Source organism: Enterococcus sp. DIV1328a, assembly GCF_050536905.1.
GTDB classification, from domain to species: Bacteria; Bacillota; Bacilli; order Lactobacillales; family Enterococcaceae; genus Enterococcus; species Enterococcus faecalis.
The window spans coordinates 553,849-567,911 of the sequence record NZ_CP172912.1; the positions used below are offsets into that span (position 1 = coordinate 553,849).

General features: G+C 37.8%; 13 protein-coding genes. 7 read left to right on the plus strand and 6 right to left on the minus strand.

The window, feature by feature from the left end; genetic code table 11:
- Nucleotides 1-16: 16 nt before the first annotated feature.
- Together IGL93_RS02735 and IGL93_RS02740 are read left to right on the plus strand one after the other, a co-directional pair.
- A complete protein-coding gene (locus IGL93_RS02735) occupies nt 17-1,483 on the plus strand; it encodes an MDR family MFS transporter (protein WP_002355658.1) in 1,467 nt (488 codons plus the stop codon).
- A 38-nt stretch (nt 1,484-1,521) separates the two neighbouring features.
- Nucleotides 1,522-2,313, plus strand: coding sequence for an alpha/beta hydrolase (locus IGL93_RS02740; RefSeq protein WP_010713864.1), 792 nt, complete (start codon nt 1,522-1,524; stop codon nt 2,311-2,313).
- An 80-nt stretch (nt 2,314-2,393) separates the two neighbouring features.
- Here IGL93_RS02740 and IGL93_RS02745 read toward each other — a convergent pair whose 3' ends face one another.
- Nucleotides 2,394-3,056, minus strand: a complete 663-nt coding sequence (locus IGL93_RS02745) for a TetR/AcrR family transcriptional regulator (protein ID WP_002358755.1) — start codon at nt 3,054-3,056, stop codon at nt 2,394-2,396.
- A gap of 253 nt (nt 3,057-3,309) precedes the next feature.
- Here IGL93_RS02745 and erfC point away from each other — a divergent pair, with 253 nt between their 5' ends.
- The 5 genes from erfC to IGL93_RS02770 all read left to right on the plus strand — a co-directional run bounded on the left by erfC (nt 3,310) and on the right by IGL93_RS02770 (nt 9,835).
- Entirely contained in the window at nt 3,310-5,025 is a 1,716-nt protein-coding gene (gene erfC / locus IGL93_RS02750; protein WP_002368063.1) for a multidrug ABC transporter ATP-binding protein/permease ErfC, read from the plus strand.
- Nucleotides 5,025-6,794: a multidrug ABC transporter ATP-binding protein/permease ErfD gene (gene erfD, locus IGL93_RS02755; RefSeq protein ID WP_002358756.1), complete on the plus strand. Its 1,770-nt coding sequence runs from the start codon at nt 5,025-5,027 to the stop codon at nt 6,792-6,794. Before erfC ends, erfD begins: the two co-directional genes overlap by 1 nt.
- 544 nt (nt 6,795-7,338) lie before the next feature.
- Nucleotides 7,339-7,944 carry a TetR/AcrR family transcriptional regulator gene (locus IGL93_RS02760; RefSeq protein ID WP_010775637.1) on the plus strand — a complete coding sequence of 202 codons (606 nt, stop codon included), beginning with the start codon at nt 7,339-7,341 and terminating at the stop codon, nt 7,942-7,944.
- A gap of 138 nt (nt 7,945-8,082) precedes the next feature.
- Nucleotides 8,083-9,162 carry an ABC transporter permease gene (locus tag IGL93_RS02765; protein ID WP_002373458.1) on the plus strand — a complete coding sequence of 360 codons (1,080 nt, stop codon included), beginning with the start codon at nt 8,083-8,085 and terminating at the stop codon, nt 9,160-9,162.
- Nucleotides 9,163-9,166: 4 nt separating this feature from the next.
- Nucleotides 9,167-9,835, plus strand: coding sequence for an ABC transporter ATP-binding protein (locus IGL93_RS02770; protein WP_010775638.1), 669 nt, complete (start codon nt 9,167-9,169; stop codon nt 9,833-9,835).
- Nucleotides 9,836-9,892: 57 nt separating this feature from the next.
- Here the strand turns inward: IGL93_RS02770 and IGL93_RS02775 are convergent, their stop codons facing one another.
- The 5 genes from IGL93_RS02775 to IGL93_RS02795 all read right to left on the minus strand — a co-directional run bounded on the left by IGL93_RS02775 (nt 9,893) and on the right by IGL93_RS02795 (nt 13,940).
- Nucleotides 9,893-10,456: a class I SAM-dependent methyltransferase gene (locus tag IGL93_RS02775; RefSeq protein ID WP_002355667.1), complete on the minus strand. Its 564-nt coding sequence runs from the start codon at nt 10,454-10,456 to the stop codon at nt 9,893-9,895.
- Nucleotides 10,456-11,424: a TIGR01212 family radical SAM protein gene (locus tag IGL93_RS02780; RefSeq protein ID WP_002355668.1), complete on the minus strand. Its 969-nt coding sequence runs from the start codon at nt 11,422-11,424 to the stop codon at nt 10,456-10,458. The genes IGL93_RS02775 and IGL93_RS02780 overlap by 1 nt, the downstream gene beginning before the upstream one ends.
- Nucleotides 11,425-11,439: 15 nt before the next feature.
- Nucleotides 11,440-12,090: a phosphatase PAP2 family protein gene (locus IGL93_RS02785; RefSeq protein ID WP_430600021.1), complete on the minus strand. Its 651-nt coding sequence runs from the start codon at nt 12,088-12,090 to the stop codon at nt 11,440-11,442.
- 165 nt (nt 12,091-12,255) lie between these two features.
- Nucleotides 12,256-13,281 (minus strand): DUF4097 family beta strand repeat-containing protein, encoded by a 1,026-nt coding sequence (locus IGL93_RS02790; RefSeq protein WP_010775640.1) that lies wholly within the window; start codon nt 13,279-13,281, stop codon nt 12,256-12,258.
- Nucleotides 13,281-13,940, minus strand: coding sequence for a DUF1700 domain-containing protein (locus IGL93_RS02795; RefSeq protein ID WP_002381265.1), 660 nt, complete (start codon nt 13,938-13,940; stop codon nt 13,281-13,283). The genes IGL93_RS02790 and IGL93_RS02795 overlap by 1 nt, the downstream gene beginning before the upstream one ends.
- Nucleotides 13,941-14,063 lie beyond the last annotated feature (123 nt).

A 14,063-nucleotide genomic window follows, 5' to 3' on the forward strand; every position in this document is an offset into this window, starting at 1 on the left:
AAAAGGATGTGAACAAATGGCAAAAGAAACAAATGTTAAGTTAGTCACGGTGAGTGTTTTTGTGGCAACATTTATGACAGCCATTGAAGGGACCATTGTGTCTACTGCGATGCCAACGATTGTCGGCTCGTTACATGGCATGGAAATTATGAACTGGGTATTTTCAATTTATTTATTAACGAATGCGATGTTAACACCGATTTATGGGAAACTTGCGGATAAAATTGGTCGTAAACCTGTCTTCATGATTGGCATTATTATTTTTATTTTGGGCTCCTCGTTGTGTGGCTTTGCCCAAGATATGTTGACTTTAATTATTGCCCGCGCAATTCAAGGTGTGGGGGCAGGCGCAATTTTACCAGTTGCGTTAACCATTATTGCCGACATGTATACATTGGACAAGCGAGCGAAAATTTTAGGTTTAAACAGTGCCGCCTGGGGAATTGCTAGTATTTTTGGTCCGTTAGCAGGTGGTTTTATTGTAGATACAGTCGGTTGGCATTGGATTTTCTTCATTAATGTTCCTATTGGACTTGTTTTATTGGGCTTGATTAGTATTTTCTTAGTTGAACCAAAGCGGGAACGGACCAAGATGCCAATGGATATTTTGGGCAGCGTTACTTTGATGGCCGTTCTGCTAACGTTATTGCTAGGTTTTCAAATGATTAGCGATAATGGTTTTACATTAGTAACATTTGGTTGTTTGAGTTTGAGTGTGCTCTTTTTTGTAGCGTTTGTGATGATAGAAAAACGCGCGCAAGACCCAGTGATTGATTTGCATTTATTTAATCAACCAACGTTTGTTTTAGTAAATCTTATTGCAGCGCTTATTAGCGGTTTCTTAATGGGGATTGATGTCTACATTCCGATGTGGATGCAAGGTGTCTTAGGAAAAAGTGCAGGAATTGGTGGCTTAGTTTTAGCGCCTATGTCGTTACTTTGGATGGCTGGATCATTTATAGCAAGTAGCTTTATGGAAAAATATGCTATGAAAAAAGTCTTAACGATTGGGTTATCGATTCTATTAGTCGGGGCCATCTTTTTAGTGGTAATGCCAATGGCCGTTCCGTTTTGGCTTTTCTTTGTAGTGTCTTCTGTCTTAGGAGTTGGTTTTGGGATTACTATCACAACGACTACGGTGACAGCACAAAGTACAGTGGAGCCTGAAAAAATGGGGGTTGCAACATCGTTTAATACGTTGGTGCGTACAATTGGGCAGACTGTGATGGTGTCAATTTTTGGTGTGATTTTAAATGCAGGAATGTTTGCGAAATTGGAAGCGAGCGCGTTAAACGTCGATGCAGATGTCATGAATCAATTAGTGAATCCACATACTGCAAATTTAATTCCAGCTGCGTTGTTAAAACCATTACGCGGTATCCTCTATGCAGGTCTGCATAATGTTTACTTAGTGGGTGCGGGCTTAGTTGTTGTTGCTCTTTTGTTAAATATTTTCGCAAAAGCGCAACGAGCGAAGGTTTAGTGGTACACTAATAGAAAGAGTATTGGAGGGAAAAGTAGATGGCCTTTTTACAAGCAAATATTTATTCAAATGTATTGGAAATGGAAGTGAATGTGAACGTAATTTTACCACAAGAAACGGTAAAAAAAGTGGGCACAAGTACCCAAGCAGCATTAACAGATATTCCCGTGTTGTATTTATTACATGGGATGGGAGGGAATCACAGTGTCTGGGCTCGCAGAACCTCTATTGAGCGGTATGTCACTGATTTGGGGATTGCTGTCATTATGCCGTCCACGGATTTAGCTTGGTATACGGACACACAATACGATATGAACTATTGGACGTTTATCTCAGAAGAATTACCGATAATTTGTCATCAACTCTTTCCACAGTTAAGTACAAAACGAGAAAAAACCTTTGCCGCTGGTTTGTCAATGGGTGGTTATGGCGCCTTGAAATTAGGATTAGCGAAACCAGAATCTTTTGCAGCCGTTGCTTCTTTGTCTGGGGCAGTCAGTTTATCATCCACTAGTTTTGGGGAATTATTAAAAGTCCGTAAGCGAAGCTATTGGGAAGGTATTTTTGGCCCGTTAGATCAAATTGAAGGTTCTATTCACGATCCGCTGTATTTACTACAACAATTAGTAGAAAGCCAAACAGAAATGCCCCAATTTTACCTTTGTTGTGGGGAGCAAGATATGTTACTTTCTGCTAATCAACAGATGGCTCAAGCGTTGGAACAGGCACAGGCAAGTTACACTTTTGAAACTGGACCAGGAGAACATGACTGGGTGTTCTGGGATGAATGGATTCAAAAAGCCTTGGCTTGGCTACCAATACCAAAATAGAGAAAGTAGTTTTCAAGATTTATTTTAAAAGTTAACCCTTGGTCCGTCAGTCGAAATGACTGACGGACCAAGGGCTTTTTTTATTTAGATGAAGATGTGTTGTCTGCTTGCAACCCATCTAAGTAGGTTTTAACGGCTTGAATAAAGGCGGATTTTTGGTGGATGGAGTGTCGAAATTGAATGCTTTCCTCCATGTACGTTAACTCATTGTCGGAGACATATTGTTTCATGTGCAGCACTTGTTCTTTTAAATAGTCATCTCCGTTCAACACTTGCGAAACGAGCTGTTTTTCCTCCGTTGCGTCCATAATCATCCCAAATAAAAGATGTTGTAAAGACGTTACTGCTAAATGAGTCATTTCTGGTGAAAAACCTGCTTCTCTTAAAATGCCCATCATTTGATTCAAATGGCGTAATCGTTGGGGATAGGCAGGGACGGTTTGGATTTCGATGGCTACGGCACAGGGAAATTGTTGATAGAGATCATAATAGTTTTCCATGAAGGCCAGTAAGTCAGAATACCATTCACCACATAATGCAGGTTCTTGAAAGTGCTCTTCAATCGCTTCAGCCATACTTTGAAGTAAGGCTTGCTTATTTTTAAAATACCAATAAATTGCGGGCGCCTGTACACCAAGCTGTTTGGCGACTTTACGCATAGAAAGTTGTTCTAAAGTAGGACTTTTTTCTAACAAAGAAAATGCGGCTGCAATAATCGTGTCTTTTGATAATTTCGGTTCCATGATTTTAGCTCCTATTAAACGTTATCTTCGTAAGTTTATCAAAAAGAAGGTACACTTTATGATAGGAAAAACTTGTGAAAAATTAACTTGTTCGCTTGTATTTTACCACTAAAAATGGTAAATTATGAATCGGCCTTATTTTACAGTGTTAAATTGGTGAAGTCAATGAGCAAATTGATTTTTTTGTAATGGGGAAGAATTCGCAGACCAACACTGAAGAAGCAGGGAACTATTTTAAGAAAGTAGGGATAAGATGGACCTTATTATTCAACACGCCAAAAAATACAAAGGCTCGGTAGTTATTGCCTTGTTGGCGGTGATCGTAATGGTTGTCTCAGCACTTTGGCAACCAAAATTGTTACAACAAGTGTTGGAAGCAATTATGAATGACGATAGCGACAAAATGAAAAACTTAGGGATTCAATTAATTGCCATTGCAGGATTAGGACTCGTTGCAGGGGTTATTAATACAATTTTTTCTGCCAAAGTTGCCCAAGGTGTCAGTGCTGACATTCGTGAAGCAACTTTCCGCAAAATCCAAACTTTTTCATTTGGCAATATCGAAAAATTTTCAGCAGGTAACTTAGTTGTTCGTTTAACAAATGACGTTACTCAAATTCAAAATGTCATTATGATTGCGTTGCAGACACTTTTTAGAATTCCTTTTTTATTTATCGGGAGTTTTATTTTAGCGATGCTAACCTTGCCACAACTATGGTGGGTGATTGTTGCACTTGTCATCGCAGTTATTTTGATTTCTATGCTGTCCTTTTCGCAAATGGGCAAGCATTTCATGATTATTCAAAACTTGATTGATAAGATTAATGGTATCGCAAAAGAAAATTTGTTAGGCATTCGTGTCGTCAAATCATTTGTTCAAGAAAAAAATCAATTGTCACGTTTTACAAAAGTGAGTGAAGAATTAACCACCCATAACTTAATCGTAGGTAGCTTATTTGCTGTGATGATTCCAGCGTTTATGTTGGTGGCGAACTTAGCCGTTGTAGGCTCGATTTTCTTTGTGAGTAACTTAGTCAAGGACGATCCAACTTTAATCGGTGGTGTCGCTTCCTTTATGAACTATTTAATGCAAATCATGATGGCGATTATTATCGGCGGAATGATGATGATGATGACTTCTCGTGCCGCTGTTTCCATTAAGCGGATTAAAGAAGTGATGGAAACAGAACCAGATGTTACCTACAAAAAAGTCCCAGAACAAGAGTTAATTGGTAGTGTTGAGTTTGATCACGTATCTTTCCGTTATCCTGGGGATGAAGAAGATACCTTGAAAGACATCACTTTCTCTATTCAGCCAGGTGAAATGATTGGGATTGTGGGCGCAACTGGCGCTGGTAAATCTACATTGGCACAATTAATTCCACGTTTGTTTGATCCGACAGAAGGAAAGATTGAAGTTGGTGGTGTCGATTTACGAGAAGTGAACGAACACAGTTTACGAAAAACAGTTTCCTTTGTGTTGCAAAAAGCAATCCTGTTCTCTGGAACGATTGCGCAAAATCTACGCCATGGTAAACGTGACGCTTCTGAAGCGGACATGGAACGGGCTTCAGGCATCGCCCAAGCCAAGGAATTTATTGAAAAATTAGCAGAAGGTTATGATGCACCCGTCGAAGAACGGAGTAATAACTTTTCTGGTGGACAAAAACAACGGTTATCAATTACAAGAGGTGTGATTGGTGAGCCTAAAATTTTGATTTTAGATGATAGTACCAGCGCGTTGGATGCTCGTTCGGAGCGGTTAGTCCGAGAAGCGTTGGATAAAGAGTTAAAAGAGACTACCACGATCGTTATTGCCCAAAAAATTTCTTCTGTTGTCCATGCAGATCGTATTTTAGTATTGGATAATGGACGTTTAGTCGGGGAAGGCACGCATGAAGAATTAGCAGCTACGAACCCCGTGTATCAAGAAATTTACGAAACTCAAAAAGGAAAGGAGGAAGCTTAATGACTGATTTAATAAAAGCTAGTAAATTTTTCTATCATTATTTAAAACGTTACAAAGTTTCTTTCCTCTTTATTTTCTTAGCAATTTTCGCAGCGACTTATTTACAAGTCAAAGCGCCGCAATTCGTTGGGGAAGCTATTCAGGAATTAGCGAAATATGCGGTTAATGTGATGCAAGGAAAAGACGATAAAAGTGCGTTCGTTTCTGTCATTTGGAAACTGCTCATTTTTTATGTCTTAACTAGTGCCGCTAGTTTCATTTATAGTATTCTCTTTACACAAGTCGTGGGAAAATCGACAAACCGCATGCGGATTGGTTTGTTTAATAAATTAGAAAAATTGACGATTCGTTTCTTTGATTCTCATCAAGATGGTGAAATTTTAAGTCGTTTTACTAGTGACTTAGACAACATCCAAAACAGTTTAAACCAAGCGTTGCTACAAGTATTAACCAATATTGCCTTATTGGTTGGTGTCTTAATCATGATGTTCCGTCAAAATGTGGAACTGGCATGGGCCACAATTGCTTCTACGCCGATTGCGATTTTAATTGCGGTCTTTGTGATTAGCAAGGCGCGTAAATATGTCGATTTACAACAAGATGAAGTGGGTAAATTAAATGGCTATATGGATGAAAAAATTAGTGGGCAACGTGTGATTATCACTAATGGCTTACAAGAAGAAACCATTGACGGCTTTTTAGAGCAAAATGAAAAAGTCCGTGCAGCTACGTATAAAGGTCAAGTGTATTCAGGATTACTTTTCCCAATGATGCAAGGAATGTCATTAGTCAATACGGCAATTGTTATTTTCTTTGGTGGTTGGTTAGCAATCAATGGCTCTGTTGATCGTGCCGCTGCGTTAGGTTTAGTCGTTATGTTTGTCCAATATTCTCAACAATATTATCAACCATTGATGCAAATTTCTTCAGGTTATAGCATGATTCAATTAGCTGTTACAGGCGCTCGTCGTTTAAATGAGATGTTTGATGAACCAGATGAAATTCGTCCCGAAAATGGCGAAAAATTAGAAGAGATTAACAAAGCTGTGGCTTTAAATCATGTTGTTTTTGGCTATAATCCAGAAACGCCTGTGTTGAAAGATGTTTCTATTCATGTGGATAAAGGTGAAATGGTCGCTTTAGTCGGACCGACAGGCTCAGGAAAAACAACGATTATGAATTTAATGAATCGCTTTTATGATGTGAATGAAGGCGCCGTGACGTTTGATGGTGTGGACATTCGTGAAATGGATTTAGATAGCTTGCGTTCACATGTAGGCATTGTTTTGCAAGAGTCCGTTCTATTTTCAGGAACAATTCGTGAGAATATTGCTTTTGGTAAGCCAGAGGCCACGGATGAAGAAATTGTTCAAGCAGCGAAACAAGCGAATATCCATGAATTTATTGTAAATCTTGAGCAAGGCTACGATACTGAGATTACGGAAGAGAATAACCTTTTCAGTACGGGACAAAAGCAATTAGTAAGTATTGCACGAACGATTATTACCAATCCAGAATTATTAATTTTGGATGAAGCAACAAGTAATGTTGATACAGTAACAGAAGCTAAAATCCAAAAAGCGATGGACGAAGCAATTAAAGGGCGCACCAGTTTTGTGATTGCCCATCGTTTGAAAACGATTCTAAATGCGGATCGGATTATTGTTTTACGAGACGGTGAAGTCATTGAAGAAGGCAACCACCATGAACTAGTTGAACAAGATGGATTCTATGCGGAACTTTATAAAAATCAATTTGTTTTTGAATAAGTTGAAAGAGGTCGGGACAGAAGTGTTTAACTCCGAGAAATAAGAAGGAATTTCCGAAAATTGTTCTATAATTTTTGGAGAATTTTGACTTATTTCCGAAGGAGTTGCTTCTGTTCCCGCCGTTTATCAATTTTTAAGCCTGGAACAAAAATTCAAAGTGATTTTTGTCCCAGGCTCTTTTTGCTATGCTAAATAGAAAAAGGAGAAATATCAATGGAAAAATGAGGAATGTACGGCAATTACGGCGCACGTTTTTGGTGCTAAATCCTTTGTTTGTACTGAGTGTATTCAGAGAGAATCGATGGATAAAATCGGCACTACTTTTTTGGTTGTTGGCTAATAGTTTTTTATCTGGAATGCAGTGGTTGATTTATCTTGGGGGCGAAAAAGGCTGGTTGACACATTTGCAGCGGTGGTATTATTGCGCGATTCTTCTCCAAATAGCAGGCACATTGATTGTATATTTTTCGTTTTTTGTATAAAGGTCTCTCGTTTCTTGCCGGAGAATATGCTAAAATAAAAAGCAGCAGGGGGCGAGAAAACCATGGAAAAGCCAAATAAACGCAAAGCTGATTTAGAACGTACACGGCAAATTATTTTGTCTGTCGCTTCTGAATTATTCATGACAAAGGGGTTCAAAAATACCTCCACTCGTGAAATTGCTTTAAAAGCGAACATTACCCAACCGAATCTCTATCACCATTTTAAAAATAAAAAAGAACTGTATTTAGCTGTGATTGAAGAATTAACGTCCCGTGTTCAGGAAGAATTAGTCCCAATTGTTTCTGGAAATGCATCAGTAGAAGAAAAACTTTATCAATTAATCAAAGTTTTGTTAGATGAACATCCGACCAATCTTTTCTTAATGTTGAACGACATGTTTCAAGAAATGAGCCCTGATTACAATCGTACGCTGTATCAAATTTTCAAAAAAACCTATATCAATAATATTGCGGCTATTTTTGAAAGTGAACCTGAAACCAATTGCTTACAAGAGGGCATCAGTGTAGATGATGCAACTCGGTTTATTTTATATAACGTTAGTGCATTATTAAGTATTGAAAAAACGTACCAGCGAAAAACAGTGGATGACGATGTCAAAAAATTTATTCAATTTATGCTACATGGCGTTCTGAAAAGTCACAAATAAAAAATAGAGAAGCCCTGTTGAAAAACAGACTTCTCTATTTTTTTGTAAAATTCACTTATCAATCGATAAATAATTATTGATTTATCGATTGATAAGTGATATAGTTTATTTCGAAAAGAAGAAAGAGGTGAACCATTCATGTTTTTAGGATTTAATGAAATGAAGTATTCAAAAGGACGGTACGTCCTTGTAGTCTTAGTAATGGTCTTGATTGCTTGGTTAATTTTTATTTTGTCAGGTTTAGCGAACGGTTTAGCTCAAGGAAATCGTTTAGCGGTAGATCAATGGCAAGCGAATCAAGTGGTTTTATCAAAAGAGGCCAATAGTAATTTAAATGTATCAGTGTTAGATGAGAACGTGAAAGAAACGATTTCAGGAGGCAAAATTGCACCGATTGGTCAACAGTCGTTAGCCATCCGCCCAGCAGATGACAAAAAGGCTGAATTAACGAATGTTAGCTTATTTGGGATTGAAAAAGAAAGTTTTTTAATGCCAAAAGTGATTGAAGGAAACGCATTTACTGATAAAAATCAAGTGATTGCTTCAGAAACATTGAAAAATCAAGGATTTAAAATTGGCGACAAATTAACTGCAGGGAAATATGATGAGCAATTAGAAATTGTCGGCTTTATTTCTAAAAGTAGCTATAACATTGTGCCGGTTATTTACACTTCTCTGGATACTTGGCGGTCAATTAAATATGGTGACAATCCAGCAATGGCCAAAATGGTTAATGGTTTCATTGTTCGCAGCAAGGACAACACGGAAGTTAAAACGACTAATAAAGACAGCCAAGTTCTTTCAATTTCAGATTTTATTGAAAAACTGCCAGGATACAGCGCTCAAAACTTGACCTTGGATGGCATGATTTATTTCTTGATTGTGATTGCAGCGTTCATTATCGGTATTTTTATCTTTGTGATGACTTTACAGAAAACAGCAATGTTCGGTGTCTTAAAAGTTCAAGGGGTGCCGACTAGTTTCTTAGCAAAGGCAGTCATGCTACAAACCGCTTTATTGGCTGTTCTAGGAGTGGCGATTGGTCTTGCTTTAACGGGAATTACCGTGCTCTTTTTACCAGAAGCGATGCCTTATGCAACTAATGGACCACGCATGATTTTGTTTAGTGTACTATTGATTTTATCTGCATTAATTGGCGGGGCATTTTCAATTCGAACGATTGCTAAAATTGATCCGTTAATCGCGATTGGAGGTTAGAGACATGGCAAATGTTTTAGAAATGAAAAATATTTATAAAAAATATGGTGAAAAACATACAGAAGTGATCGCGTTAAAAGAATTATCTTTTGCGGTTCAGCCAGGTGAATTTGTCGCAGTAATTGGTCCTTCTGGTTCTGGTAAAAGTACCTTTTTAACGATTGCAGCTGGCTTACAGGCACCGACAAGTGGTGAAGTCATTGTTGGCGGGCAATCACTAAATAAGTTAACGAAAAAGCAACGTTTGGCGCAACGTTTTCAAAAAATCGGCTTTATTTTACAAAGCTCTAATTTGGTGCCATTTTTAACAGTGGAAGATCAATTTCACTTAATTGAAAAAGTTGATAAGTCACGTAAAAATAGGGAATTAAAAGAGCAATTGTTAGAGACGTTGGGGTTAAAAGAATTACGAAATAGTTATCCTCGTGATCTCTCTGGTGGGGAAAGACAACGGGTAGCCATTGCGTGTGCATTGTATCATGAGCCAGACGTAATTTTGGCAGATGAACCTACGGCTAGTTTAGATACAGAAAAGGCGTTTGATGTTGTCCAATTACTAGCGAAAGAGGCTAAAGAGAAAGATAAAGGAATTATCATGGTGACACATGATGAGCGTTTGTTGAAATACTGTGATCGAGTGGTTCGTATTCGTGATGGTGAATTGACAGAGTAACAAAACAAATAAAAGAGAACATGGTCGGATTGCTAGAGACAATCCGACCATGTTCTCTTATTTCTTTTCAATACAGAAAAGAACAGGTGGCTGATTTTTTTGATTGATAAACTCATAACGTAAGACACTGTATACATCTTGTGGTAAGGCTTGCGTGTAATTCGTGACCAAATCAAGTTCCTCTGAACCACCTTCGTGGCCATAATAAACGACTAAAATAATGCGACTTCCTTTTACCAAATGAGGCAGTAACCCATCTAACGCCTGTTTAGTCGTAGCGGGTTTTGTAATAATTTCCTTATTACTTTTAGGTAAATAGCCTAAGTTAAAAATAGCGGCAGTGATTTCTGTTTCTTCATCTAGGACAGCATGAAGATGTTCATGTCCTAATGGAAATAACGTAGTTTGTGGGAGTAAATTAAGTTCTGTTAACTTTTGTTCTGTATTGATCAACGCTTCTTTTTGGATATCAAAGGCGAAAACTTCACCAGAAGGGCCAACCAGCTCTGCTAAGAATGCTGTATCATGACCATTTCCCATTGTTGCATCAATGACGAAGTCGCCAGGTTCCACCACTTCTTTTAAAAGTTGGTGACTAAAATGTAGGGCTGTTTGTAGCATTAATTGAAAACTTCCTTTCCTGAAATGACAGTATATTTTCCTTGATAACTGTTGCGGCGTTTCATTTCCGCATCAATCGCATTGAGGACTTCCCATTTTTTCAAGCTCCACATCGGTCCGATAATTGTTTCAAAGGGGGCATCGCCTGTTAAGCGATGAATAACAATTTCGGGTGGAATCATTTCTAACTGATCACAAATCACTGAAACATAGGCTTCTTTGCTCATCAATTGTAAGCGTCCTTCATTATAATCTCGCATCATTTTGGTATTTGTCATTAAATGAAGTAAATGCAGTTTAATCCCTTGGATATCTGAATCCTGAATAGTTCGCCGCACATTTTCGCGCATCATGGCAGGTGTTTCACCAGGTAGCCCGTTAATTAAATGTGTACAGACCCGAATCCCGTGTTTCCGTAATTTAGCCACGCCATCTAGATATGTTTGATAATCATGAGCGCGATTAATGGCAGCGCTAGTTTCCTCAAATGTGGTTTGCAAACCCAACTCTACCCATAAATAAAAGCGTTCATTTAATTCGGCTAAATAGTTCACCACCTCATCAGGCAAACAATCAGGACGGGTACCAATGGATAAACCAACGACGCCTTTTTCATTGACTACTTGTTCAAACCGATGACGAATAACGTCAACTGGCGCATGTGTATTGGTGAAATTTTGGAAGTAAACAATGTATTGATCGACAGTTGGCCATTTTTGATGCATCAATTGGATTTCTTTTTGAAATTGAAGCGGCAGGGGATCGCTAGGTGCAACAATCATGTCGCCTGAGCCAGAAACACTACAGAACGTACAACCACCTTTGGCAACCGTCCCATCACGATTGGGGCAATCAAAGCCACCATCAATTGGCACTTTAAAAATCTTTTCACCAAACTGTTGACGAAGTGCATAGTTCCAAGTGTGATAGCGTTTATTTGGATCATCTGAATAAGGAAAAATTTGCATAATCAAGACTTCTTTCTAGCGTTGTTTGCTTTGAAATCGCCAAACAAAGCATTTTTCTAAATAAATAGGGTAACTTAATAACAACCAAGCTAAACCAAGACAAAAACCACCTAAGATATCGCTAGGGAAATGGACACCTAAATAGATTCGACTAACCCCAATCATGAAAATCCCAATACCTAGTAAAATTTGCACACAAAGGCGGACCGTTTTATTCTTAATGAAAATTGGCAGAATCAATAAAATAGTGCCGTAGAACAAGGTACTTCCTACAGCATGTCCGCTAGGAAAACTATACGTATGTTCAGTTACTAAATGCTCCAAAGTAGGACGTTGGCGCATAAAGAATAATTTTAATAAAGAATTACCTACGCCAGCAATTAAGGCAGTATTAATAAAGAGCCATAATGCTTCAGCATAATATTTCCAAACAATAAATAGAGCAATGACAACGATCGCTAAGATGATAATCGTCAATGAATTGGCAAATTTGGTGTACCAAATAAAAAAGTTATTTAGCTGTGGAAAAGGACGACGAACAAAAGAAGTAATCGTTTGATCAAAGCCTTTGAGCCAGGTTGGATAAAAACGAACAACATAGCCTAAAAACATAAATACTAAAAGAAAACAACTACCTGCAAATTGATAATAAAGTTTGTTTTTCATAAAAAATCCTTTCAAAATTTAATCGCAACAATCCGTATTATACCATCAAAAGGGTAAAAAATTAAAAGATAATTTCATTGCCTGATTGGAGGGGATACAGATATTAAAAAAGTTCTGGCACCACAATGAGAGATTGTGCTGCCAGAACTTTTTTAATGGCCATGTTTATTGATTATCGTCGTCAGGAGTATCAACGGTAATATCGCCGAATTCGCTAGAAAGGTTAAACTCTGTATTCGCACGACCATTCTTATAAGATGTTCGCTCTTTGTTTAAAAGTTGAACATCGCCTAATTTTGATTCCCCTTTGATTGAAATGTTACGCAAAATTTCTCCAGAATTTACATAAATATCTCCATGGACAAGAGCGACAGTTAATTTTTTAGGCACAGCAGGCATGTCTAAAGAAAAATCACCATTTTCACTTGAAAAGTTAGCTTCTCCTTTGAAATCATAGACGCTAATATCGCCATCTGTCGTTGTTGCTTGGATGTTTCCACGAGCATTTTGCACTCGAATATCACCAGAAATAGTAGTATTTTTGATTTCATCGAAATAGGCTGAATCCAACGTTATATCGCCGTCAGTGGTTTCAACTGTTGCTTTTTTAGCGGAAGTATCCGCTGAAAGGTAGATACCATCTGAAGAGTTAAGCGTCATTTTTTTGGCTTTAACACCCGATAGACTAACATAAGAATTTGGTAGATTAGTTGTTAATTCGTCTACGTTAAAAGCATTCAATGAAACTTGTGAATGGGTTGAGCCATCAATCACTAACTTTTTCACATTATTAGGAATCTGGACACTCACGTTCGGTGTGAAGTCACTAAAAATACCAATATTAAAGAATGACAATTCGGGTTGGTTTTGTGTACGAGTGGTATTGATGGTTGCTGTTATTTTATTTTTTTCTTCTTTGACATCTAAGGTGCCTTCAGCTTTTGAATAAAAGGCATTATTCGGTGATCGTAATCCCATGTTGTTACTATCAGTTTTATAAATGGTATAAGGGCCTTTGCCTTTTAAGGATAAGTGAAGTTCTTCGCCTGCTTGTTTATTTTTTAGTGTATAACTTTCTTTTAGCGGTGTGACTGATTTTTCCGCTTGCTTGTAATAATAGACGGCGCCAGATCCACCAATTAGCATCGCTAAGACAGCAATGGATAAGAGAATCCCTGTTGTTTTTTTCATTAGATATCACCTCGTAAAACAGCAATGTTCCATTGGAAATAACGCTTAAAGACATGTGCTGAAAATTTTAAAATTGGTAGAAACAGTAACCAACCAATGATTGATGCACCAAATAAAAAGAGACTCATAGATAATTGGAAAAAGGAAGCGGCATTTGCTTGGGTAATAACACTATAAATACCATAAATTGGTGAAAATAAAGTTGCAGCTCCGGCAATACCACAACCGACGTACATTAAGGCAATCCCTAAAATAACCCAAAACATGAAGAAAAAATTTAAACAGAAAATACCAAGCACTTGGAAAAATCGGGTTAGTGGCCGATGCTGTGGTCGTTGATAGTATGGAGAATCATTATCATAGTAAAATTCAGATTCTTCTTCATAGGGATGATCATAAGCAGGTGTAGCCGCTGGAATTTCTTGCCAGCCATTATTTTCAATTTTTCGTTCCGTCAATTCGATGCCTTGTTCTTTTAAAATTTCTTCTGCGATAACCCGTGGTTTCCCCAATGATTTTGCCACTTGTTCTTCTGTTTCGCCTTCCGCAACACGAGCATCAAATAACGCCTTGTATTTCGCAAGAATAATAGCTTGATCTTTTGGATTTAATGCTTTTAAATAAATTTTCAGCTCAATAATAAAATGTTCTTTATTCATTCCGCTCCCTCTTTCTACACGATTCATTTCTCATCTTAAACTATAATTTCTTTTTGAGCGAATAACAAGAGGAATTAAAAAAATCAGACTAAGGTAAAGAAGCGTCTACAACTAAAGTCGCAG

Coding starts and splice junctions, on each gene's coding strand:
- IGL93_RS02790 (WP_010775640.1), bottom strand. CDS start 13,281: ATGAAAAAAACAACAGGGATTCTCTTATCCATTGCTGTCTTAGCGATG.
- IGL93_RS02785 (WP_430600021.1), bottom strand. CDS start 12,090: ATGAAAAACAAACTTTATTATCAATTTGCAGGTAGTTGTTTTCTTTTA.
- IGL93_RS02735 (WP_002355658.1), top strand. CDS start 17: ATGGCAAAAGAAACAAATGTTAAGTTAGTCACGGTGAGTGTTTTTGTG.
- IGL93_RS02795 (WP_002381265.1), bottom strand. CDS start 13,940: ATGAATAAAGAACATTTTATTATTGAGCTGAAAATTTATTTAAAAGCA.
- IGL93_RS02770 (WP_010775638.1), top strand. CDS start 9,167: ATGGCAAATGTTTTAGAAATGAAAAATATTTATAAAAAATATGGTGAA.
- erfD (WP_002358756.1), top strand. CDS start 5,025: ATGACTGATTTAATAAAAGCTAGTAAATTTTTCTATCATTATTTAAAA.
- IGL93_RS02775 (WP_002355667.1), bottom strand. CDS start 10,456: ATGCTACAAACAGCCCTACATTTTAGTCACCAACTTTTAAAAGAAGTG.
- IGL93_RS02780 (WP_002355668.1), bottom strand. CDS start 11,424: ATGCAAATTTTTCCTTATTCAGATGATCCAAATAAACGCTATCACACT.
- IGL93_RS02740 (WP_010713864.1), top strand. CDS start 1,522: ATGGCCTTTTTACAAGCAAATATTTATTCAAATGTATTGGAAATGGAA.
- IGL93_RS02745 (WP_002358755.1), bottom strand. CDS start 3,056: ATGGAACCGAAATTATCAAAAGACACGATTATTGCAGCCGCATTTTCT.
- IGL93_RS02765 (WP_002373458.1), top strand. CDS start 8,083: ATGTTTTTAGGATTTAATGAAATGAAGTATTCAAAAGGACGGTACGTC.
- erfC (WP_002368063.1), top strand. CDS start 3,310: ATGGACCTTATTATTCAACACGCCAAAAAATACAAAGGCTCGGTAGTT.
- IGL93_RS02760 (WP_010775637.1), top strand. CDS start 7,339: ATGGAAAAGCCAAATAAACGCAAAGCTGATTTAGAACGTACACGGCAA.